The sequence below is a fragment of the Arthrobacter sp. 179 genome (assembly GCF_052379645.1).
GTDB lineage: Bacteria > Actinomycetota > Actinomycetes > Actinomycetales > Micrococcaceae > Arthrobacter_H.
Genome location: NZ_JBQSYU010000001.1, coordinates 104,603 through 125,857, shown reverse-complemented (window position 1 = coordinate 125,857; position 21,255 = coordinate 104,603). Strand labels below are relative to the sequence as shown.

The following is a 21,255-nucleotide window of genomic DNA, read 5'->3' as shown; positions in this document are numbered from 1 at the left end:
CGTCATGCCGGAGTTCGTAGACCCCCCCACAACGCCAGCACCAGCAGGCCGCCGACGATCGCGCCGAGGGTTCCGATGGAGAGCCAGCCCCAGTCGTTGCCCTTCGAGACGCCGACCAGGATGCCGACGATGCCTGCCGCCAGACCCAGGGCGCCGATGGCGTCGAAGGTGGCGGGGTGCTGGATGGCCCGGTGGGGCAACGCCGTGGCGGAGAGCACGGTGACCACGAGGCCCAGTCCGGCCGTCAGCCAGAAGAGGGCGTGCCAGTTGTATTCCTGCGAGATCCACGCGGCCAGGGGCAGGCCGAGGGCGCCCCCGACGCCCAGGGTCGCGCTGATCCCGGCCACCGCGGCATTCCTCATCCGGGGAGCCGAGAGTTCGCGGGCGAAGCTGATGGCCACCGGGATGTATCCCATGGCCAGTCCCTGCAGGACCCGGCCGATGACCACGAGGATGAAGGCGTTGGAAACGGCGGCCACGAGCGAGCCGAGCAGCAAGGTGAGCGCGGAGACCACCAGAACGGGTTTCCTGCCCTTGATGTCGGCCAGGCGGCCGGCCACCGGCATGGCGACGGCCCCGCCCAGGAGCGTGGCGGTGACGACCCAGGCGGCGTTGCTCCCGGAGGTGTCCAGCAAGGCGGGCAGGTCCGGCTGGATCGGGATGACCAGCGACTGTGTGAGGGCCGCACAGAGGCTTGAGAAGCCGAGCACGACGACCGCCAGCAGGGGATGCCGGGCCATGCCCGAGGATTCTTCCTGGGGGGGTGTTGACGGTGGACGTTGATTCTTCCATGTACTTCTTTCGTTGCGTGGGCCCGACCCCACCTGGGTGTGTAAGTTACATAAGCTAAGATATGTAGAATACACATGTTGGAAGAGGTGTACCTAATCGACACGATGCGGAGATGAGAATGGGTGACCGGTGGCCACTGCCCGAGGCGGGCGGCGTATCGCGGGCCCGACTGCTGGCCAGTTATCTCGCGAGCCTTGATCTGCAACGCCGGGCCCTGGAGGCCCAGCTGCATTTGAGCACCTCCGAATTGCGCATCCTGTGGCTGTTTTCCGACGGCCGGCATCGGACCCTGCGTGAGATTGCCGACAGCCTCCGGCTGGAGCAATCCACCGTGAACCGTCAGGTCAACGCGGCGCATGCCGCTGGACTGCTGGGACGTTCACGCCCGGAAGGAGGGAACGCCTACGTCTTCTTCTCGGCCCCCGCGGGAGTGGCGGCCTTCGAGGAGGACCTGGTCACGAGCCTGGGCGCCTACGAAACAGCACTGCAGCAGCTGGGACCCGACGATGCCGCCACCTTCCTGCAGACCTTGCGTCGGTTTCTCGACGTGTACCCCGAGGCGCCCGAGGACCCCGACGGGGGTTCCACGCCGTAGAGTCCCCTCGGCATCCGCGCCGCTAGACAAGGTCGGGGACGTGAACCTAGACTGTGTGTCATGGGCCACATCCGTGGTTCTGGTCCCCGGTGCCCGTGGCGAGTGCGGACCGCCGCGCACCTTCACAGTCAGGGTGGTATTGCCTCATGGCCTGGACGTCACCGGCATCGCCGGGATGGCAACGCTCCGCGGAGCGCGCCCACGCCCGGTTGTCCTCGGGGCAACCCCTGCCCGCGGGGGTGCAGGACCCCGGGTTCCCCCGGCTGCGTCCGGTCGTCCATGACTCATGGATCCGTTCGTTGGGTTTCCACGACGACCCCTCCGGGGCCGCCGCCCGCCACGGGTTGAGCGATCCTCAGCTCGCCGATGTCCGACGCAGCCACCCGCTGGTCTCGCTCATGCCCGTCTTCGACCGCCTGCTGGTCCAGCCGGCGAAGGACACGGGACTGCTCGTCGCCGTGGGGGACGACGCCGGGCACCTCCTCTGGGTCGAAGGCGACACCTCGGTGCGCAACGCCGCCGAACGGATGGACTTCGTCCCCGGAGCCGATTGGTCCGAACGCTCCGTCGGGACCTCGGCCCCCGGCACGGCCCTGGTCACCGGGACCGGCGTGCAGGTCAGCGGGGCGGAGCACTTCAGCCCGGAGGCGCACCGCTGGAGCTGCTCCGCGGTCCCCATCCATTGCCCGGTGACCGGCCGACTGCTCGGCGTGGTCGATCTGACGGGCCACGACGACGCGGTGGCCAGCCACTCGTTGACGCTGCTGCGGGCGGCGGTCGCCGCCGCCGAAGCGCAGTTGCACGTCGACGCCCTCCAGGCCGCCGCCCGCGGTCATCAACTCGTGCTGCCGTCCCCGCGGGCCTCCTCGCCCGCGACCCGGCTGCAGGTCCTGGGCTCCGCGGCCGGAACCCTCGATGGTGCGGCACCAGCCAGGGTGCTGGGCGGTCGCCACGCCGAAATCCTGACCCTGCTGGGCTGGAACCGCGGTGGGCTGGGTGCCTCCGAACTCGCCGACCTGCTGTTCGGGGACGTCGGACAACTAGTCAGTGTCCGGGCCGAAATGGCCCGACTGCGCAAGGCGTTGGGACCCGAGGCGGGACGGATCGGGTTGGAGTCGCGTCCCTACCGCATCGGCCCCGCCGTCACGGTCGATGCCCGGGACGTCCTGCGCCATCTCGGGGCGGGGCGCCATCGGCAGGCCCTGGCGGCCTACACCGGTCCGGTCCTGCCCCGCTCCGAGGCGCCCGGGATCATCGACATCCGCGGCGAGGTGGCCGGCGCCCTGCGCGAGTCGATGCTCAATGATGCCGATCCCGACACGTTGCTCGACTACCTCGAATTGCCGGAGGCCGGCACCGACGTCGAGGGCCTGCGCACCGCCCTGCAGGTCCTTCCCGCGCGCTCACCGCACCGATCGGTCGTGGTGGCCCGGCTGCAGCGGCTGGACGCGGAACTGGCCTGACCTTCGGCCGTGGCCGGTCGGCGATGCAACGTCGATGCAACCCCTGACCACGTACCGTGATCCACATCACGCGGAATCCGCCATCGCGGCTCCGGGCCGCTCGGCCCGGCAATGCCAGCGGTGGCCAACAAAGGAGTTGTCATGACCGTTTACGCCACCCCCGGAACCGATGGGGCACTACTGGATTTCAAGCCGCGCTACGAGCACTACATCGGCGGTGAATGGAAGGCCCCCGTGAAGGGCGAATACTTCGAGAACATCACCCCCATCACCGGCAAGGTCTTCTGCGAGGTCGGCCGCGGCACGTCCGAGGACATCGAGGCGGCCATCGATGCCGCCGAAGGCGCGGCACCGGCCTGGGGCAGGACCAGTGCCGCCGAGCGGGCGGGCGTACTGAACCGGATCGCCGACCGCATCGAGGAGAACCTCGAGATGCTTGCCGTCGCCGAGACCTGGGACAACGGCAAGGCCATCCGCGAGTGCCTTAATGCTGATCTGCCGTTGGCAGCCGACCACTACCGCTACTACGCTGGGGCCATCCGCGCGCAGGAGGGGCGGCTCTCGCAAATCGACGAGAACACCGTCGCCTACCACTTCAACGAGCCGCTCGGCGTGGTCGGACAGATCATTCCCTGGAACTTCCCGATCCTGATGGCTACCTGGAAACTGGCACCCGCGTTGGCCGCGGGCAACGCAGTCGTCCTCAAGCCCGCCGAGCAGACCCCGGTGTCGATTCTGGTGTTGATGGAGCTGATCGGGGACCTGCTTCCACCGGGAGTGCTCAATGTGGTCAACGGATTCGGCACCGAGGCCGGCAAGCCACTGGCGTCGAATAAGCGCATCCGCAAGATCGCGTTCACCGGTGAGACCACCACCGGCCGGCTGATCATGCAGTACGCCTCGCAGAACCTCATTCCCGTCACCCTTGAGCTGGGGGGAAAGAGCCCGAATATCTTCTTCGAGGACATTGCCGCGCAGAACGACGCGTTCTACGACAAGGCACAGGAAGGGTTCACCATGTTCGCGCTGAACCAGGGCGAGGTCTGCACCTGCCCCTCCCGCGCCCTGGTGCAGGACTCGATCTACGACCGGTTCATGGGCGACGTCACCGCACGGACAGAAGCCATCAAGCAGGGACACCCGCTGGATACGGACACGATGATGGGCGCCCAGGTCTCTAACGACCAGATGGAGAAGATCTTGTCCTACATCGACATCGGCAAGCAGGAAGGCGCCCAGATCCTCACCGGTGGAGGCCGTGCCGACCTCGGAGGCGAACTCTCCGGAGGCTACTACGTCCAACCGACGATCTTCGCCGGGGACAACTCGATGCGGATCTTCCAGGAGGAGATCTTCGGGCCAGTCGTCTCCGTGGCCCGTTTTAGTGGCTATGACGATGCGCTGAAGACCGCCAACGACACCCTCTATGGTCTCGGTGCCGGGGTGTGGACCCGCGACGGAGCCACCGGCTACCGTGCGGGGCGCGAGATCCAGGCCGGCCGGGTCTGGGTGAACAACTACCACGCCTACCCGGCCCACGCGGCGTTCGGTGGCTATAAGTCCTCGGGCATCGGGCGCGAGAACCACCTGATGATGCTGGACCACTACCAGCAGACCAAGAACCTGCTGGTCTCCTACGCGCAGGAAAAGCAGGGGTTCTTCTAAACCATTTATTGCCCCAACCGCAGTCCACGGGTTCCGGCACCGACGCCGGAACCCGCGAACCCCGAACCCCGAAAGAGCAGGAAACACCATGAGTACCATGAATGCAGCCATCGTCCACGAGTTCGGCAACGACATCGACATCACCACCGCCGAGGTCCCGGAGCCGGGCCCCGGCCAGGCATTGGTGAAGCTGATCGCCTCCGGCGTCTGTCACACCGACCTTCACGCGCTCGGTGGCGACTGGCCGGTCCAACCCAAGCTTCCGCTCATCCCGGGACACGAGGGTGTCGGCTATGTCGAGAAGATCGGCGAAGGCGTCACCGAGGTGAAGGTCGGCGACATGGTCGGCAACGCCTGGCTCGCCAACGCTTGCGGGAACTGCGAGTTCTGCCGCACTGGCTGGGAGACGCTCTGCGAATCCCAGACCAACGGTGGATACTCCGTCGACGGATCGTTCGGCGAGTACATGTTGGTTGAGGCCAAGTTCGCCACCCATATCCCGGAAGGCTCCGATCCGCACGAGATCGCCCCGGTCCTCTGCGCGGGGGTCACGGTCTACAAGGGGCTCAAGCGCTCCGAGGTCAAGCCCGGTCAGTGGGTGGTCATCTCAGGGATCGGCGGTCTCGGGCATATCGCCGTGCAGTATGCGGTTGCCATGGGCATGCGGGTCGCCGCGGTCGACGTCGCCGAGGAGAAGCTGGCCCTGGCGCGCAGCCATGGCGCCGAAGTGACGGTCAACGCCTTCGCCGCCGATCCGGTCGAAGCCATCCAGGAAGCCACCGGTGGTGCCCACGGAGTGCTGGTCACGGCCGTGCATCCGGACGCGTTCGGTCAAGCCATCGGCATGACCCGGCGCGGCGGCACGATCGTCTTCAACGGACTGCCACCGGGAGATTTCCCCGCCCCCATCTTCGACATTGTGCTCAAGGGCCTGACCATCCGGGGGTCCATCGTTGGCACCCGTCAGGACATGATAGAAGCCTTGGAGTTCTATGCGGCGGGCAAGATCAAGCCCACCTTCCACACTCGCCCGCTCGAGGACGTGAACGCGGTCTTCGACGAAATGCGCCACGCCAAGATCGATGGCCGAGTGGTCATCGACTACACGGGGACCACCGTCTAAACGGTTTCCGGGAAGGAACACTGCCGTCATGCCCCCGGTCCGGAGCCGCAATCCAGCGGTTCCGGACCGGGGTCACGGCCCCTGAGGAGAAGGAGAACGCCGTGGATACCGTGCTCGACGCCCGCCCCGACATAGAAGGTGAGGACTTCACCCGCGTCCGGCTCACCGCCGACGCCCAGGTGCTGCTGCGCAGCCTCTGGGCCCGCCATGGGCCGCTGATGTTCCACCAGTCGGGTGGATGCTGTGATGGTTCATCGCCGATGTGCTTCCCGGAAGGGGACTTCATCACCGGCGACGCCGATATCCGCTTGGGTGTCTTCGGACTGAAGGACGACGACGGCACCCCGCTGGGTGATATTGATTTCTGGATGTCGAAGGAACAGTTCGCATACTGGAAACACACCCTGCTCACCGTCGATGTCGTTGATGGAAGGGGCGGGGGCTTCTCTCTCGAGGCTCCGGAAGGCAAGCGTTTCCTGATCCGCAGCGAACTCATCGACGGCTGAGGCCCGACCTTGCAAGCCGGTGGCCGACCCGTGGCGCAGGGAGCCTGGGACCATCGGCCACCCGGTACCCGCGCTCCTTGGCGAGGACAGATCACTCGGGACAGGGAAGTCCCCGGCGGGTGGCCGGCAGGCCACAATCGCGAGATGTTTCGTCAGGCTGGTGTTCCTGCTGAGACAACCCGGCCAGTATTCTCACCTCTTCCAGTCGCCTGGGCTGGAACCAATTTCCTTGCCTCACTTACCGTCAGACCGGATCCGACGGCTGGTATACGAAGCTGCCGCCATCAACAAACTAAGGAGTTCCCATGACTTTCCCTCCCATCGCCCACGTCGCGTTGACCGTGACAGACCTGGACCGCAGCTCGGCCTGGTACGAACGGCTCCTGGGTGTTTCGCCCGTGTTGGATGAGGACGCTGGCGGTTTCTGGCACAAGGTCTATCCGTTGGACGGCGGAATGCTGCTGGGGCTGCACTTCCACCCGGTGACGGACTCCAACGACCGGTTCGACGCCCGACGAGCGGGGATGGACCATGTCGGTTTCGGATGCGCCGACTATCAAGAACTCGTGCGCTGGCGGGATCAGCTGGACACCTGGGGAATCGAGCACGGCGAAATCGTCGAAGCCCACTATGGTTCGGGGCTTTCGTTTGCGGATCCCGACGGAAACGCGCTCGAGTTCTTCGCACCCGCTTCCTGATCCGCAGCGAACTCATCGGCCACTGAGGCGACCCGGCGCGTCCTCCCCGCGGGGGCAACCATGACAGAATCGAGGTGAACACCCCCCCGCCCCGTGGTAGCCGTCAGGAGGCCCCCGACCGATGAAGGACCAGGGAACGCCCGGCGCTGCCCGGCGCCAACTGGACATCGAATCCCGGTCGATCTGGGCCGGTGTCGTCGCGGGGATCCTGGCTGTCATCGTCGGTGCCATCGAGTTTCGTGGATACCGGCCACCCTTGGCCGGGGACGGGTCGGTGGCGATCTATGCCTCGGTGGTCTCCGGGGTGATGGCCGGTGCCGGATTCGTGGCCGGATACGTCCAGAACATCCGTACCGTCCATCTGTGGCTCGGTGCGCGTCCGGTCATCCGGCAGATCCTCGACGTCGCAGCCCTGCTGGTGGTGCACGCCTCGATCGCGACGATGTCCGCCTTGGTGCTTTTCCGACTCTTCCAGCAGGCATTCTCGGGCCTGACCGTGGATCCGGTGGCCGGAACGGTGATGTTGGCTGTTTCAGCTGGTGTCGCTGGCTACTTCGGATATATCTCCGGGGCGCGTATCACCGCCATCGCCCTGTCGGTGATGCTGGCGGTCTTCATGTCCTCCGGGATGCTGGTGAGCATGCTGTATGCGGAGAACCCGCTGTGGTGGCACTCCATGTTCAGCGAGCTGGGCACCGGGCAAGCCGGATTGACGTCCTTCTGGACGTTCAACACCACCATCACGACCTCAGGGATCATCCTGACCACTCTCTCCGCGTTCATCACGCGTGACCTGAAGCAATGGGCCGACGTCGTCGCCGCCGCCAAACGCCACGACGAATCGGGTGCCCGGCGCTGGCACCGGACCCTGGGCGTTCAACGGCTCATGCGCCCCCGCCCCGGGGTGGTGCGTACCTGCCTGGTTGCCGGCGGGGTGTGCATGGTCGGCATCGGACTGTTCCCCGTCAATACATTCGAGCCGGTGCATACATTCTTTGTGCGGGTCCTCGCGGTGTTCCTGCTGGTGTTGCTGGCCGGGGTTCCGCTGTGGCTACCGGGGTTCCCCAAGGCCTTCTTTCTGCTCACCTATCTGGCGGTCGGCGCGCTCGTGGCGGCAGCGGCCCTGTGGCGTCCGCTGCAGTACTACAACCTCACGGCTCTCGAGCTCGCAGCGGCCGGAATCGTGTTCGCCTGGCTCGTGGTTTTCATCCGCAATACCACCGCCGTGGTGGCCTCTGCCGGCGTCGAGCCCGCGGTCCCCGGTCTGCCCGCAGGCCCCCTGGAGGACGAAAAACCCCGCAACGACGGCTCCGGTCATATAACGAACAGGTAACGATAGCTAGCGGGTCAAAACAACACGGGGCGCTCGGCGGCATCCCTTGGCAGCTTTGGGATGCCTCCGAATGGGGTCGGTGCGGCGAAAGTGTCCTCTCGGGCAGAATCCGTGTCAAATCGCCACACCCCGGCTTGATCGAAATCCTGAGCGCGTTAGGTTTGTAGGGATGGAAAATGAACTCGCAAACACACAGTCCGAGGCTACATTTCGCCACCCAGCCACCGAGGACGGAGCAGCCATGTGGAACATGGCCAAGGATTCCGAAGTGCTGGACTTGAACTCTTCCTACTACTACCTGCTCTGGTGCCGTGACTTCGCGCAGAGCTCGCTGATGGCCGTCATCGACGACCAGCCAGCCGGCTTCGTCATCGGCTACATGCGCCCCGACGAGCCCGGAACCCTGCTGATCTGGCAGGTCGCCGTCGGCGCCGGCTTCCAGAAGCGCGGCCTGGCCGCCAAGATGCTCGACGAGCTGGCCGAGCGCACCCATGCCGATCGTCTGGAAACGACGATCACGGCCGATAACGGCGCGTCGAACCACCTGTTCCAGCGCTTCGCCGAACGCCATGAGGCCGAATGCGAGCGTGAGCCGCTGTTCACCCCAGGCATGTACCCGGATGGCCATGACACCGAGTACCTGTACCGCATCGCCCCGCTGGGACTCGATGCCGATCTGCGCACGCTGAACCTGGCGTCCAGCAACTCCAAGGGCTGATCCCCCACCACGACTTCCGGCGCCCCGGGCTCCACCGTGATGCCCTGCGCCCTCCTGAAGCCTGTCATCGACCTATGAAAGGGAATGACCATGACTGACATCTTTGAAATCCGCGAATCAGAGGTTCGCACCTACAGCCGCAGCTGGCCGGCAGTGTTCGCGACCGCTTCCGGCGCCACGCAGACCGCCGAAGACGGCACGGAATACCTGGACTTCTTCGCCGGGGCCGGTGCCCTGAACTACGGGCACAACAACCCCGCCCTGACCCAGCCGCTCGTGGAGTACCTGACCAGCGGCGGCGTCGTGCACTCGCTGGACATGATGACCCCGGCCAAACGGGACTTCCTGCAGACCTTCCAGGACCTCATCCTCGAGCCGCGCAAGCTCGACTACAAGGTGATGTTCCCCGGCCCGACGGGTACCAACACCGTCGAAGCCGCGCTGAAGCTGGCCCGCAAGGTGACCGGACGGCAGAACGTCCTGTCCTTCACCAACGCGTTCCACGGCATGACGCTGGGCGCCCTGTCGGTGACCGGCAACTCGATGAAGCGCGCCGGGGCCGGCGTCCCGCTGGCCAACAGCTCGCGGATCCCCTTCGACGGCTACCTCGAAGGCGAACAGGCCGACTTCGTCTGGCTCGAGCACCTGCTCGAAGACAGCAGCTCGGGCGTCGACAAGCCCGCCGCCGTCATCGTGGAGACCGTCCAGGGCGAAGGTGGCCTGCGCGCCGCCCGCGCCGAATGGCTGCGCAGCCTCGCCGCGCTGCTCAAGCGCCACGACGTCCTGCTGATCGTCGACGACGTCCAGGCCGGTTGCGGCCGTACGGGCACGTTCTTCAGCTTCGAGGAAGCCGGCATCGAGCCGGACATCGTGTGCATCTCCAAGTCGATCTCCGGCTACGGCATGCCCATGGCGCTGACCTTGTTCAAGCGCGAACTCGACATCTGGGGCCCGGGCGAGCACAACGGCACCTTCCGTGGCAACAACCCGGCCTTCGTCACCGCGACCGCCGCACTGAAGAAGTACTGGGCCACCGGCGACTTCCAGAACGAGCTCGCCGGCACCGTCACCGCACTGCGTGATGGCCTGGCCGAGATCGTCGCCCTGGTCGACGGCGCGGAACTGCGCGGCCGTGGCCTGCTCTCCGGCGTCGTCTTCCCGGACCACTCCATCGCCACGAAGGTCGCCGCCGAATCCTTCGCCAACGGCCTCCTCGTGGAGACCTCCGGCTCGGAGGACGAGGTCCTGAAGATCATGCCGCCGCTGACCATCACCGCCGAAGAGCTGCAGCGCGGGCTGACCGTGCTCGGCAACGCCGTGCGCACCGTGACCGGACAGCCGGCCCTGGCCTCGGCCTAGGCTCCGCAGCACCCCGATAACCACCCCGACTTTTCCCCAACTTCCCCAGGAGGACACCAGATGAAGGTAATCAACCGCGATGACCTGAACGAAACCGAGCGCGACATCAAGTCGGAGACCTGGCGCAGCCGCCGCATGGTGCTGGCCCGCGAAGGAGTCGGCTTCTCCTTCCACGACACCGTGATCTACGCCGGAACCACCTCGACGTTCCACTACGCCAACCACATCGAAGCCGTGTACTGCGTGCAGGGCGAGGGAACGCTGACCAACGAAGTGACCGGCGAGGTCCACGACCTGGCCGACGGCACCATGTACCTGCTGGATGGCCACGAGAAGCACACCGTGCGTGCCACCACCGAGCTGCGCATGGCCTGCGTCTTCAACCCGCCGGTGACCGGCCGCGAAGTCCACGACGAGAACGGCGTCTACCCGCTGGTCGTCGAGGATCCAGCCGAGGGCTAGGTCCCGACGGATTTCCGCGAAGCGCGGTACACACTTCGGTGTGTGCCGCGCTTTTGCGTGTCCGGGACCGGCCCCACGGCAGCTCGCTGCGATACCCGGTCGGCCGGCTACGGAACCTCCCACGGTTCGATCGGGCCGGGAATCGTTGAGAAAAGGCGATGCGTCTCGGGTGGCGTGGGGACCGAACCCCTGAGCTCGACCGCGCGGACGGCCAGTTTGGCCAGCAGGTGGTCGCGCTCGTGCTCCAGCTGGCCGGCGGTCACCGTCAGCAGCGGCCCGGCCGGGACGTGCGGGACCAGGACAAGGGCACGGTTGAACCGGTAGCCGCGGGAATCGGCCTCGGCCGCCAGGCCCTCGAGGTAGGCGCCGATCAAGGAGATCGGGTCGCCACCGGCACGGAACCGCGTCAATTGGGGGTGGTTCCGATAGCCAACGGTGTCGCCGCCAAGGACCTTTTGCGCCAGCAGGGTTTCACGCCAACAGGCAACCAGACCCTTGGAATCCAGATACCGGGGGTGCAGGGACCAGAGTCGCATGAGAGTATCGTTCCACATTCCCCCCGGGGCCGCCCTCCCGGCGCACAACGCGGCCGGAACGCTTCACGCGCTGTCCCGGGTCTGGGATAGTGGGCAGCATATCCGCTGAACTGGAGGACCGTCGTGAGCACGCCACCATCCACCGGGTCCCCGCGCCGGGCCTGCCTCGTCGTCGGGGTCCCTCCACGGCCGCGGGACGAACTGATCCGGACCGCGGCGGAGGTCGCCCAGCAGTATGGGGCGTTGGCACTGTTTGCCACCGTGGATCCCAGCCGATATGCCGTTAACGGCGCCGACGGCTCGACGTGGTCCGCACCGATCGACCCGGACAGCGACGAACCAGCCGAACCCACTTTCGACCCCGAGGTGCGTCGCAGGATCGAAGGCCTCATGGGCGGGCTGGACGTGGAATGGTCCACGCGCTGCCTGGTCGGGGACACGGCGACGGCCCTGGCGGCCTTCGCCGCGGAACAAGAGGCCGCGATGATCGTCGTCGGCACGCGGGAGCCGGGCGTCAGCTCGGGCTTTCGTGAGTTCCTGGGCGGATCCGTGGCGGTGCATCTGGCCCACCGGCAGGATCGACCGGTCCTGGTGGTTCCACTGCACCCGGTGGCCACGGACGCCCGGCTGCCGTGGGAAGCTTCCTGAGCCGGGCCCCGGAGCGACGCCGCGGGGTCGGGTCGCCACGGCTACTGCACTAGGATCGTTGTTCGGCCGCGAAGCCACGGCGTGCAATCAAGGGAGTACCGGTGAATGAAGTAGGCGAGGGACTGCGTTCCCTCGACGGGACGTGGGTGTATCTCTTCGGGGCGGTGATGGTGGCCCTGTCCGCGCTGATCCCCCCGGTGCCCAGTACGACGCTGTATGTCGCGTTGGGCGCCCTGGCCGCGCAAACGGACACCCTGAACCCCCTCCTGCTCGCCGCCTCCATGCTCGTCGGCGCGATCGCCGGGGACGCGGCGATCTACGCGTTGGCCGTGCGCTTCGACGTCGTGAACTGGCGGATCCTGGCCGGACGGCGTTGGCAGGCGGCCCTGGCCGCGACGCGCAATAGGCTCAAGGACCACGATCTTCCCCTGGTGATGACCTCGCGGTTCATCCCCATGGGCCGGTTGACGATGAACATCGGCTCCGCCTTGGTTCCCCACACCTGGCGGGTCTTCCTCCAGCATTCGCTCATTGCCGGGGTCCTCTGGTCGGTGTATTCCGTCGGGGTGGGCCTGCTGTCCGGGGCCTGGGACGGTTTGTCCACCGAGGTCGCCGTGCTGTTGGCCATCGTCGTCTCGCTGGTCCTGGGTCGGGCCATCAACAACGTGATCAGTTGGTGGGAAACCCGGAACCTGCCCGCACCCACCGTCGCGGGCAAATCGAAACTCCGTCGTCGTGCCGTCAAACGGGCCGCATCCGCGCAGGAAGCACCCGCGGAAAACCCGGTCTCCGAGGCCTGAATGGGCGCCGGGTGGACGGGCATGGGAGAATGGGTGTAATGAGTACCCCTGAAGAGACCGCAGCCCCCGATTCCACCGAGCGTTCCCGCCAGTCGGAGAACCGCGCCCGGCAGGAAGGCCGCGCCCAGGTCCGTCCCACCGCAGAAGGCTGGACCCAGGCCATGGCCCCCGACGGCCGGCCGAAGCTGGAGTTCAAGTCCAAGGCGCGCGTTTCCCAGCCGCCGGTGCACCTGGCCGATCTGACGCTGGCCGAACGCCAGGCCAAGCTCGTCGAACTCGGTCTGCCGAAGTTCCGGGCCAAGCAGCTCTCCGTGCACTACTTCCAGCACTACACCACCGACCCCGAGCAGATGAGCGATCTGCCCAAGGAACGCCGCCAGGAACTGGTGGACGCCATGTTCCCGACGCTGCTCACCCAGGTGAAGCGCTTGACCACCGACAACGGGGACACGGTCAAGTTCCTGTGGCGGCTCTTCGACGGTTCCCTGGTCGAATCCGTGCTGATGCGCTATCCGGGCCGGGTGACCCTGTGCGTCTCCAGCCAATGCGGTTGCGGCATGAACTGCCCCTTCTGCGCCACCGGCCAGGCCGGACTGACCCGGAACATGTCCGCCGCGGAGATCCTGGACCAGATCGTCCAGGCCAACCGGGTCATCGCCGAGGGCGGACTCGGAGGCGGCCGCCGCGATGGAGGATACGACGCCGAACGCGTCACCAACATCGTGTTCATGGGCATGGGCGAGCCGCTGGCCAACTACAAGCGGGTCATGAACGCCGTGCACCGGATGATCAACGACGCCCCCGAGGGGCTGGGCATGAGTGCACGCAACATCACCATCTCCACCGTGGGGCTGGTCCCGGCGATCAATAAGCTGGCCGCCGAGGACATCCCGATCACCTTCGCGTTGAGCCTGCACGCCCCCGACGACGAGCTGCGTGACGAGCTCATCCCGGTGAACTCGCGGTGGAAGGCCGATGAGGCCATCGACGCCGCCTACAACTACTACAAGGCCACCGGGCGACGGGTGTCGATCGAGTACGCGCTGATCAAGGACATGAACGACCACGCCTGGCGGGCGGATCTGCTGGCCAAGAAGCTCAATAAGCGCGGCCGCGGTTGGGTGCACGTGAACCCGATCCCGCTGAACCCCACCCCGGGTTCGGTCTGGACGTCCTCGGAGCCGGAGATCACCGACGAGTTCATCAACCGTCTGATCGACGCCGGGATTCCCACCACGTTGCGCGATACCCGCGGCAAGGAGATCGACGGCGCCTGCGGCCAGCTCGCCGCCTCGGAGTAGGGCCGCGCCGGAACGAAGGAACCGGTGGCCTAATGCGGCCCCGCCATCGCGTGCCCGTGAAATGGCACTAGCATCGGTGTCATGGGGATCTTCAGTCGTGGCACCACCGGGCCACAGTCAATCGCGGACCTGGCCCCCGAATCGGTCATGCTGGCCGGGGCCGGCCGGGCCATCCTGCTGCAACTGGCCTACCCGCCGGTCGGGCACGGGGTGTCCCGTCATTCGGGATTCGTCCAGGACCCCCTGTCCCGGCTGCACGGCACCCTGACCTACATCTACGCCCTCACCAACGGCACCGACGCCCAGGCCGAGGCCGCCCGTACCTGGGTCGAGCGGGTCCACGCCCCCGTGCATTCCGAGGCCGCCGCGGACGGCAGCCACCCAGCCTACGACGCCCATGACCCGGACTCCCAGCTCTGGGTCGCCGCCACCCTCTACGACTCGGCCATGATTGTGTACGAGGCGGTCTTCGGGCCGTTACCGGGCGATACCGCCGAGAAGATCTACCGCGGGTACTCGGTGCTGGGCACCGCCTTGCGCGTCCCGGAAGGGGCCTGGCCGGCCACCCGCGCCGATTTCGCCGCCTATTGGGAGGCCATGACCGGTGAGCTGACGGTGGATCGGACCACCATGCGGGTGGGCCGTGCCCTGCTGGAGGCCCACAACGCCCCGCCCTGGATCCGGCTGGCGATGCCCGTGGCCAGGATCCTCACCGCGGGCCTGCTGACACCCGAACTGCGCCACGCCTACGGGTTGCGCTACGGGCCGGGGCACGACGCCGTCTTCCGGGCCCTGATGCGAGGGCTCGCCCTGGTCTTTCCCCGCCTTCCGGCCAGGATCCGCCACGCCCCGATGCACTACTACCTGACCCGGCTCGACGGAGCAGCCGCGGGCACCCCCGACCTCGAAGGAGCACCATGAACCAGCCCTTGACCGTTGCCTCCCGGGCCCAGGTGCCCTCCTTCCAGGTGATGGACATCCTCTCCCGGGTGGCCGACCTGCGGGCCGCCGGGCGCGACGTCATCTCCCTCTGCGCCGGTGAACCCAGCGGTGGGGCGCCATCGGACGTCTCGGCACGGGCCGCGGCCATCCACGCCTCGGCCATGCCGCTGACCTACACCCCGGCCCTGGGCATCACCGAACTCCGTCAGGCCATCGCCGGGCACTACCTGCGCTGGTACGGCCTCGAGGTCCCGGCGGCCAACGTCGCGGTGACCACCGGATCCTCCGGGGCGTTCATGCTCACCTTCCTGGCCGCCTTCAACCCCGGGGACCGGGTCGCCCTGGCCCGGCCGGGGTATCCGGCGTACCGGAACATCCTGCGCACCCTGGGCATCGAGGTCGTCGAACTCGATTGCGGTCCGGCGACCCGGTACCAGCCCACCCCCGAACAGCTCGATGCGGCCGTCGCCGAGCACGGGCCGCTCTCGGGGCTGATGCTGGCCTCCCCGGCCAACCCGACCGGAACCATGGTCTCCCGGGAGGAACTGTCGGCACTGACGCAATGGTGTGCCGCCCACGGGGCCCGGCTGGTCAGTGACGAGATCTACCACGGGATCACCTACCCCGCCGCCGGCGACCCCGACGTCCGGGGTGTGAGCGCCTGGGAACTGGAGCGCACCGGCGTGGTCATCTCCAGCTTCTCCAAATACTGGGGCATGACCGGCTGGCGCCTGGGCTGGGCGTTGGTGCCCGATGACCTGCTGCCAGCGGTCGAGGCACTCGCCGGGAACGTGGCCCTCTGCCCGCCGGCGCCGGCACAAATGGCCGCGGTGGAGGCCTTTACCGAGGAGTCCTACCGGCAGGCGGAAGCCTTCGTAGACCAGTTCGCGGCCACCCGTGCCGTCCTGCTGGACAACCTGCCCCGGCTCGGATGGGGCCAGGCCGCCCCGGCCGACGGGGCGTTCTACGTGTACGCGCACCTGGGGGAGGCCCTTGAAGGCTTCGAGGATTCGACGGCCTATTGCGCCGCGCTGCTGGAGCAGGAGGGGGTCGCCCTGGTACCGGGAGCCGATTTCGACGTCGTCGGCGGGCGCCGGGCGGTCCGGTTGAGTTTCGCCGCCGGCCCAGACGCCGTCACCGAAGCCATCGAACGGATCATCCGCTTCCAGGCGGGGCGCTGATGCGCCGTCGGGGTGGACGTCCACGCATCGGTGTGGGCGGGATGTCCATCGAAGCCTCGAACTTCTCCCCGCACCGTTCGGGGTTCGAGGCCTTCCGGTTCACGCACGACGACGAACTGCTCTCCCGCTATGCGGTCCTGCAGCCGGATGGCCCCGAACATGATCCGGCGGTCGCCGACGAGGTGGAGTGGGTGCCGCTGGTCCACGCCCGGTCCCTGCCCGGGGGCATGGTCCTTCCCGAGGTCTATGAGGCGTTGAAGACCGAACTGGTGTCCATGATCCGTGCCTGCGGCCCCTTCGACGGATTCCTGCTGGACATCCATGGCGCCATGACGGTCCTGGGACGGCAGGATGCCGAAGCCGATCTGGCCCGGGCCGTCCGCACCGCCCTCGACGACTCCAGTGCGGCCGCGGGAACGCCGCGGACACTGATCTCCGCCCCGATGGACCTGCACGGCAATGTTTCGGCGGAACTGGTGAACGCCTGCGATCTGATCACCTGTTACCGCATGGCTCCTCACGAGGACGAGCAACAAACCAAGACCCGGGCCATGGCGAACCTGCAGGCCCGGTTGCTCGAAGGCACCGGAGCCCCGGCCAAGGCCTACGTCCGGATCCCTGTGCTGCTGCCCGGGGAGAAGACCTCCACCCGACTGGAGCCGGCGCGGGGCATCTACGCGGCGATCCCCGGCATCGAAGCCCTGGATGGCATCGTGGATGCCTCCCTCTGGGTCGGCTACGCCTGGGCGGACGAACCGCGGTGCTCAGCCTGCGTGGTCGTCACCGGGGACGACGCCGACCTCGCGGCAGCCCAGGCCACCGAACTGGCCCGCACATATTGGGATGCGCGGGCCGACTTCGCCTTCGTCGCCCCGGCGGCGCCCCTGGCCGACTGTCTCGACGTAGCGCTCGCCGACGGTGCGCCGCGTCCCTACGTGCTCTCCGATTCCGGGGACAACCCGACGGCCGGAGGCACGGGGGATGTGACCTGGACGCTGACCCGATTGATCGAGGATCCCAGGTTCATTGCGGGGGGCCCGCGGACCGTGGTCGCCTCCCTCTTCGATGAGGCGGCGGTGGAGGCGTGCCATCAGGCGGGGGTCGGAGCACGCCTCAGGGTTTCGGCCGGGGCCGCGGTGGACCATCTGCACGCCGGACCGGTTCTCCTGGACGGGACCGTGGTTCAGATCAGCGCGGGGGATGAGACCTCGGGCCGCGTGGCAGTGGTCCAGATCGGCTCGATCGAAGCGATCATCACCGAACGCCGCAAGCCCTACCACCGGATCTCGGACTTCGAAGCGGCCGGGCTGGATGTCTCGGAGGCGGACCTGGTGATCGTGAAGATCGGCTATCTGGACCCCGAGTTCTTCGACGTGGCCGCCGACTGGATGCTGGCACTGACCCCCGGAGGGGTGGACCAGGACCTCCTGAGACTGGGCCACCGGAACATCGAGCGACCCATGTTCCCCTTTGATCCCGACATGACCGACCCGGATCTCACCGCCACGCTCCTCCCGTCCAGCGGCACGAAGCGGGCCTGACCGGCGGAGACCGGACCATGACAACGGTCATGGTCGGAAGGTGATCGCTGCCAGAGGCGTCGGAACGGCTCAACCACAAGACTGGTCCCATGGACACCACGACAGCAGCCCTCGAACTCCAGGACCTACACAAGACCTTCTCCGTGGACGGGGGCCGGCTCAACGCCGTCGACGGCATCAGCCTGAGTGTCGCCCCGGGGGAGATCGTCGCCCTGCTCGGACCCAACGGGGCCGGCAAGACCACCGCCATCGACATGGCCCTGGGGCTGACCGACCCCACCTCCGGGACGGTCTCCATCTTCGGTGGCAAACCCCAGGAAGCCGTCCGTGCCGGCCGGGTCTCCGCCCTCCTGCAGACCGGCGGCCTGCTCCGGGACCTTTCGGTCCAGGAGACCGTACTGGCCATCGCCTCCCTCCACGGGGCCCAGGACCGGGTCCAACAGGTCATGGAGGCCACCGACATCACCCGGCTGGCCCACCGCAAGGTGGTCAAATGTTCCGGTGGCGAGCAGCAGCGGCTCAAATTCGCGTTGGCCCTGCTGCCGGACCCAGACGTGCTGATCCTCGATGAGCCGACCGCCGGCATGGATGTCAACGCCCGCCGCGCCTTCTGGGCCACCATGCGCCGGGATGCCACGGCAGGCAGGACAGTCATCTTCGCCACCCACTACCTGGAGGAGGCCGAGAGCTTCGCCCAGCGCATCGTGTTGATGAACGCCGGGAAGATCATCGCCGACGGAACCACCGCCAATGTCAGGGCCCTGGCCTCCGGCAGAACCGTCGCGGCGACCCTGCAGGAGCACGGGACCATCGATGCGGCCGACCCGCGGTTGGCCGAGTTGAAGGCCCTGGACGGGGTGACCGCGGTGGTGGTGAACGGTCCACGCATCACCGTCACGGCCAGCGATTCCGACGCCGTCGCCCTGCACCTGTTGACCCGGACGGGCGGAACCAACCTGGAAATCTCCGCCCCCAGCCTGGAGACCGCCTTCGTCCAGATGACCAACGAGCCGGCCGCCGAGACCGCCGGCGCCTGAACGCCGCCCCGCTTCGCCCCCACGCCAAAGGAACCGTCATGAATGCCACCTTCGTCCGTATCGATCTGACCCGCCAGCTGCGCGACGTCATGAACCTGATGTTCGTCCTGATCCTCCCGGCCCTGATGTATGTGATCTTCGGGCTGTCCTTCGGCTACGGCGGGGAATCCGCCGGCCACGGGAACGTGAAATTCTACATCATGGCCTCGATGGCCGCCTATGGCGCCTCGGTGGCCGCCACCGCCGTCACCGGGGTCGCCGCCGTCGAGCTGATGCAGGGGTGGGGTCGACAGATCGCCCTGACCCCGCTGCGGCCCGCAGGATTCGTGGCCGGGAAGGCGGTGGTCGCCCTGGCCATCACCGCGCTGGCCATCGCCGTGGTCTTCGTGGTCGGCGCCTTCACCGGTGCCCGCGTCGACAGTGCGTGGATGTGGCCGGTCACCTTCCTCATCGCCCTGGTCGGCTCGGTCCTGTTCTCCCTCTTCGGCTACGCCATCGCCATGCTTTTCAAAAGCGATTCAGCCATGGGGGTCGCCTCCGGAGCCCTGGTGATATTGGCCTTCCTCGGGAACGTCTTCATCCCCCTGAGCGGAACCCTGCTGCAAGTCGCACGCTTCACCCCCATGTACGGGTATGTGGGGCTGGTGCGGTGGCCGATCCTCGAGGGGGCACAGGCCCAATCGCCGGAAGTCGACCCATTGTGGGGGTTGATCGCTAATCTGGTGGCATGGCTTCTCATCTTCGGAATCGTCGCGGTCCTGGCCGTACGCCGCGGCCAGGCACGCCGTTAGGAGACGACGGGATGACCATCCCCGAGACCCGGGCCGCCGCCCGTCCGTCCGTCGCGTCGGCCGAGCCGTCGTCTGCCAGGAGCGGTTGGGAACGCCACGGCTGGCTCCTTTCGGCCATCTGGCTCATCTTCCTGGGCTATACCGTCGCCGCCGTCGTCCAGGCCGACCTCGGCCCCGGATTACTGGTCCTGGCGTTCCTGCTGATCGGCCTGTTCATCGGCGTCTACCTGACCGGTTTCATCCTGGGCAACCGGCTGGACCCGGAAGCGAAGTGGGTCCGCTGGACCCCGTTGGGCCTGGCCGCACTGGTCGCCATCCTGCTCGGGATGGGTGCCATCATCGGCCTCGACGCGATCTACATGAGCCCGTTCCTGATCGCCTACGCCTGCTTCCTGCTGTCGCGGGCCGGGGCTTGGGCGGTGGGCATCGCCAGCATCGGGTTGACCCTCCTGCTGTCGGCGCTCGCCGGAGACATCACTGATTATTTGTACATCGTGGCCATCCAGGCGGGGATCTTCGTGCTGAACATGGTCACCTTCGCCTTCATCGAGGCCGGGACGCGCAGTGACGAGATTCAGGCCGACCTCGCCGTGGTCTCCGAACGCGAACGCGTCGCCCGGGATGTGCACGATGTCCTGGGCCATACGCTCACCGTGGTGGCCGTGAAGGCCGAACTCGCCGAGCGGCTCATCACTGATGACCCCGAGCGTAGTCGCGCGGAGATCGCCGAAATCCGTTCGTTGGTGCGTGGAGCCCTCTCCGACGTCAGGACCACCGTGGGTGGACTGCTGGGCAATGACCTTCCCAATCAGCTCGAGGCGCTGCGCATCACGCTCACCGGGGCAGGGATCGACGTGGATATCGAAGGCGAGCCCGCCGGGGAGGTCCCGCAGAAGTTCCATGGGCCGCTGGGCTGGTTCCTGCGCGAGGCGGGCACGAACGTGCTGCGCCATGCCCAGGCCACCCGCTGCGTGATCCGTTTCGGCCCCAATTCACTGGTCATTGAAGACGACGGGGTCGGGTGGGGGACCAGCACGGCCGGGAACGGGGTCTGTGGAATGAGCGAGCGCATGGCCGAAGCCGGGGCGGGTTTCCGCATCGGAGCAGCAGAGCTCGGCGGAGCTCGGGTGGAGGCCAGCTGGTGAGCATCAGAATCCTCGTCGCCGACGACCAGGCGCTGGTGCGCGGTGCCCTCGTGGCACTGCTGGGACTCGAAACCGACCTGGACGTCGTGGCCGAAGCCGATAACGGGGTGGACGCCGTCGAACGGGCGGCCTCCTGCGAGATCGACGTCTGCGTCCTGGACATCCAGATGCCGGGCCTGGACGGGATCGAGGCCGCCCGCCGGATCCACCAGGAGGTACCCGGCTGCCGGACGCTGATGGTGACCACGTTTGGGCGCACCGGCTATCTCCGTGAAGCGCTCCAGGCAGGGGCCAGCGGATTCGTCGTCAAGGACACCCCGGCGGCCGAGTTGGCCGAGGCCATCCGCAAGGTCCACGCCGGGTTGCGGGTGGTGGACCCCCAGTTGGCGGCCACCTCGCTATCCGAGGGGCGGAACCCGCTGACCGAGCGGGAGCGCGAGGTTCTCGCACAGGCCCGGAACGGTCGGACCGTCGCGGCGATCTCGGCGGCCATGCATCTCTCCGCGGGGACCGTGCGGAACCACCTGTCCGCAGCCATCGGCAAGACCGGGGCGGTCAACCGGATCGAGGCCGCGGGCATCGCCGCCGAGCGCGGGTGGCTGTAGGATCACCGCACCGA

22 protein-coding genes are annotated in these 21,255 nt (G+C 67.3%); 20 read left to right on the top strand and 2 right to left on the bottom strand.

Annotation, left to right across the window (positions count from 1 at the left end; all coding sequences use genetic code 11):
* Positions 1-2: 2 nt before the first annotated feature.
* A complete protein-coding gene (locus ACT3UE_RS00665; protein WP_444566089.1) occupies positions 3-740 on the bottom strand; it encodes an MFS transporter in 738 nt (245 codons plus the stop codon).
* 164 nt (positions 741-904) lie between these two features.
* On the opposite strand from ACT3UE_RS00665, the gene ACT3UE_RS00660 reads away from it, so the two are divergent.
* The 10 genes from ACT3UE_RS00660 (at position 905) to ACT3UE_RS00615 (ending at position 10,714) form a co-directional block, all read left to right on the top strand.
* Positions 905-1,387: a MarR family winged helix-turn-helix transcriptional regulator gene (locus ACT3UE_RS00660; RefSeq protein ID WP_444554772.1), complete on the top strand. Its 483-nt coding sequence runs from the start codon at positions 905-907 to the stop codon at positions 1,385-1,387.
* Positions 1,388-1,533: 146 nt separating this feature from the next.
* A complete protein-coding gene (locus ACT3UE_RS00655) occupies positions 1,534-2,850 on the top strand; it encodes a GAF domain-containing protein (protein WP_444554771.1) in 1,317 nt (438 codons plus the stop codon).
* A 141-nt stretch (positions 2,851-2,991) separates the two neighbouring features.
* Entirely contained in the window at positions 2,992-4,515 is a 1,524-nt protein-coding gene (gene exaC, locus ACT3UE_RS00650) for an acetaldehyde dehydrogenase ExaC (RefSeq protein WP_444554770.1), read from the top strand.
* Between the two features lie 88 nt (positions 4,516-4,603).
* Complete coding sequence (adhP, locus tag ACT3UE_RS00645) at positions 4,604-5,638, top strand: alcohol dehydrogenase AdhP (protein WP_086996678.1); 1,035 nt, start codon at positions 4,604-4,606, stop codon at positions 5,636-5,638.
* 101 nt (positions 5,639-5,739) lie between these two features.
* Positions 5,740-6,144 carry a DUF779 domain-containing protein gene (locus ACT3UE_RS00640; RefSeq protein WP_086996675.1) on the top strand — a complete coding sequence of 135 codons (405 nt, stop codon included), beginning with the start codon at positions 5,740-5,742 and terminating at the stop codon, positions 6,142-6,144.
* 305 nt (positions 6,145-6,449) lie between these two features.
* Positions 6,450-6,842 carry a VOC family protein gene (locus ACT3UE_RS00635; protein WP_086996672.1) on the top strand — a complete coding sequence of 131 codons (393 nt, stop codon included), beginning with the start codon at positions 6,450-6,452 and terminating at the stop codon, positions 6,840-6,842.
* A 121-nt stretch (positions 6,843-6,963) separates the two neighbouring features.
* Entirely contained in the window at positions 6,964-8,175 is a 1,212-nt protein-coding gene (locus ACT3UE_RS00630; RefSeq protein ID WP_444566088.1) for a hypothetical protein, read from the top strand.
* 169 nt (positions 8,176-8,344) lie between these two features.
* Positions 8,345-8,893 carry a diaminobutyrate acetyltransferase gene (gene ectA / locus ACT3UE_RS00625; protein WP_444554769.1) on the top strand — a complete coding sequence of 183 codons (549 nt, stop codon included), beginning with the start codon at positions 8,345-8,347 and terminating at the stop codon, positions 8,891-8,893.
* Positions 8,894-8,983: 90 nt separating this feature from the next.
* Positions 8,984-10,252 (top strand): diaminobutyrate--2-oxoglutarate transaminase, encoded by a 1,269-nt coding sequence (ectB, locus tag ACT3UE_RS00620; RefSeq protein WP_444554768.1) that lies wholly within the window; start codon positions 8,984-8,986, stop codon positions 10,250-10,252.
* Positions 10,253-10,312: 60 nt separating this feature from the next.
* Positions 10,313-10,714: an ectoine synthase gene (locus tag ACT3UE_RS00615; RefSeq protein ID WP_444554767.1), complete on the top strand. Its 402-nt coding sequence runs from the start codon at positions 10,313-10,315 to the stop codon at positions 10,712-10,714.
* A gap of 107 nt (positions 10,715-10,821) precedes the next feature.
* On the opposite strand, the gene ACT3UE_RS00610 is transcribed toward ACT3UE_RS00615, so the two are convergent.
* Positions 10,822-11,250, bottom strand: coding sequence for a pyrimidine dimer DNA glycosylase/endonuclease V (locus tag ACT3UE_RS00610; protein WP_444554766.1), 429 nt, complete (start codon positions 11,248-11,250; stop codon positions 10,822-10,824).
* Positions 11,251-11,373: 123 nt separating this feature from the next.
* Between ACT3UE_RS00610 and ACT3UE_RS00605 the strand changes: the two genes are divergently transcribed.
* The 10 genes from ACT3UE_RS00605 to ACT3UE_RS00560 all read left to right on the top strand — a co-directional run bounded on the left by ACT3UE_RS00605 (position 11,374) and on the right by ACT3UE_RS00560 (position 21,241).
* The gene (locus tag ACT3UE_RS00605; RefSeq protein ID WP_444566087.1) at positions 11,374-11,898 is read left to right on the top strand and encodes a universal stress protein; all 525 of its coding nucleotides are present in this window, start codon (positions 11,374-11,376) and stop codon (positions 11,896-11,898) included.
* A gap of 101 nt (positions 11,899-11,999) precedes the next feature.
* Positions 12,000-12,698: a DedA family protein gene (locus tag ACT3UE_RS00600; protein WP_444554764.1), complete on the top strand. Its 699-nt coding sequence runs from the start codon at positions 12,000-12,002 to the stop codon at positions 12,696-12,698.
* 38 nt (positions 12,699-12,736) lie between these two features.
* Positions 12,737-13,999, top strand: a complete 1,263-nt coding sequence (gene rlmN / locus ACT3UE_RS00595) for a 23S rRNA (adenine(2503)-C(2))-methyltransferase RlmN (protein ID WP_444554763.1) — start codon at positions 12,737-12,739, stop codon at positions 13,997-13,999.
* Between the two features lie 81 nt (positions 14,000-14,080).
* On the top strand, positions 14,081-14,920 hold the full coding sequence (locus tag ACT3UE_RS00590; RefSeq protein WP_444554762.1) for an oxygenase MpaB family protein: 840 nt from the start codon (positions 14,081-14,083) through the stop codon (positions 14,918-14,920).
* Positions 14,917-16,122, top strand: a complete 1,206-nt coding sequence (locus ACT3UE_RS00585; protein ID WP_444561121.1) for an aminotransferase class I/II-fold pyridoxal phosphate-dependent enzyme — start codon at positions 14,917-14,919, stop codon at positions 16,120-16,122. The genes ACT3UE_RS00590 and ACT3UE_RS00585 overlap by 4 nt, the downstream gene beginning before the upstream one ends.
* Positions 16,122-17,663 (top strand): M81 family metallopeptidase, encoded by a 1,542-nt coding sequence (locus ACT3UE_RS00580; RefSeq protein ID WP_444561122.1) that lies wholly within the window; start codon positions 16,122-16,124, stop codon positions 17,661-17,663. Before ACT3UE_RS00585 ends, ACT3UE_RS00580 begins: the two co-directional genes overlap by 1 nt.
* An 89-nt stretch (positions 17,664-17,752) precedes the next feature.
* Positions 17,753-18,700, top strand: a complete 948-nt coding sequence (locus ACT3UE_RS00575; RefSeq protein WP_444555655.1) for an ABC transporter ATP-binding protein — start codon at positions 17,753-17,755, stop codon at positions 18,698-18,700.
* A gap of 38 nt (positions 18,701-18,738) precedes the next feature.
* Positions 18,739-19,491 (top strand): ABC transporter permease, encoded by a 753-nt coding sequence (locus tag ACT3UE_RS00570; RefSeq protein WP_444555654.1) that lies wholly within the window; start codon positions 18,739-18,741, stop codon positions 19,489-19,491.
* 11 nt (positions 19,492-19,502) lie between these two features.
* Entirely contained in the window at positions 19,503-20,636 is a 1,134-nt protein-coding gene (locus ACT3UE_RS00565) for a sensor histidine kinase (protein WP_444555653.1), read from the top strand.
* On the top strand, positions 20,630-21,241 hold the full coding sequence (locus ACT3UE_RS00560; protein WP_444555658.1) for a response regulator transcription factor: 612 nt from the start codon (positions 20,630-20,632) through the stop codon (positions 21,239-21,241). Before ACT3UE_RS00565 ends, ACT3UE_RS00560 begins: the two co-directional genes overlap by 7 nt.
* Positions 21,242-21,255: the final 14 nt, after the last annotated feature.